This is a genomic window from Kitasatospora sp. A2-31, from assembly GCF_022288725.1.
Lineage (GTDB): Bacteria > Actinomycetota > Actinomycetes > Streptomycetales > Streptomycetaceae > Kitasatospora.
Window position 1 is genome coordinate 1 of sequence record NZ_JAKNTA010000232.1, and the last position, 1,200, is coordinate 1,200.

At 74.1% G+C, this 1,200-nt stretch carries 1 protein-coding gene and 1 pseudogene; both read right to left on the reverse strand.

Annotated elements, in window-relative coordinates; all coding sequences use genetic code 11:
- A partial coding sequence (locus tag MCM47_RS44495; protein ID WP_238951873.1) for a DUF3592 domain-containing protein occupies nt 1-448 on the reverse strand: 448 nt, incomplete at its 3' end.
- Between the two features lie 358 nt (nt 449-806).
- Nucleotides 807-1,200: pseudogene (locus MCM47_RS44500) on the reverse strand (transferase); the annotation flags it as partial.

Consider the following 1,200-nt stretch of genomic DNA (forward strand, 5'->3'; position numbering starts at 1 on the left):
CGACCGCCGGCAACACGGCGCCTGCGACCAGGCAGCCGGTACCGAGCGCCGCCCACAGCAGATCCGTCAGAGCGACCCGGCTCGTCTCCGCCGCCGCCAGCACCACGCGGTTCGGACGGCGCGGGTCATAGGCGATCCGGACGGACGCCCCCGGTACAAGACCCGGCGGGCGGCGCAGCGGGGTGTGGCCGCGCGGCCGGGTGATCACCGCCTCGGCGCAACGGGCGGCACCGGGCCCGCCGACCGCGGCCAGGGCGGAGAAGGAGAGCAACGGCGCGCTGTCGAGTTCGCCGTGCGCGTCGGTCTCGGCCAGCACGGTGGCCACCGCCGGTACACCGCGCCGCCGCAGTCGGTGACGAAGGCGCACTTCAGCGGCGCACCAGAGCAACAGCGCGCCCCCGAAGAGCGCGAGCACCATGCCGCCCACCGTCGCCGTCGTCGGCTCCACCCCTCACCCCCAGCTCTGTCCACAGCCTGTGGACAGAGCCTCACAGTCAAGGGGCAACGAGGGACAGACGTTCGACGACTGCCGGGAGAATCGGGGGCTACCGCGAGATGAACCCGAACGGCCCGTCCGCGCCTCCCCGGCGACGGACAGGCCGAGGACGACGGACAGGCCGACGGCTGCACGTGGGCCCGGGTAGCCACGGAAGCCCGGGTTGCCCGAGAAGCGGATAGCCCGAGAAGCCCGGGTGGCCGCGGCAGCCCGGGTGGCCACGAGGCTGCGGGAGGCCCGAGGAGCTCGGGGTCCGAGCCCCGAACGGAGCCCGGGCTGCGGACGGCCCGGGCTCCGATCGGTCGATCGGTCAGGCGACCGGCTGGATGAAGCCCTGTTCGGTGAGCATCCGCAGCGACTCCGGCACCCGGTCGCGGAGCACCACGCGGTCCTCGCCGAGCAGCTGCGCGATGGCGTCCACGATCTCGCCTGCCGACAGCGTGCCGTCGCAGACGCCGACGAACCCGGCGCCCACCGTGTCCACCTTGGTCGCGCGCCGCATGCCGCGGTTGTGCCGCAGCACGACGTGCTCGGGGTCCTCCGCACCGGGTTCGCCGACCTGCTCCTGGACCACCTCGTCGGCCAGCACGTACCGGGCGGCCAGCAGCCCCGCGTCGTCGTGCGTCCGCAGGAAGTCCTGCCGGTCGAACCACTTCTCGATGTGCGGGCCGAGCGGCTGCTCGACCGGGTGCGGCCACTCCTCC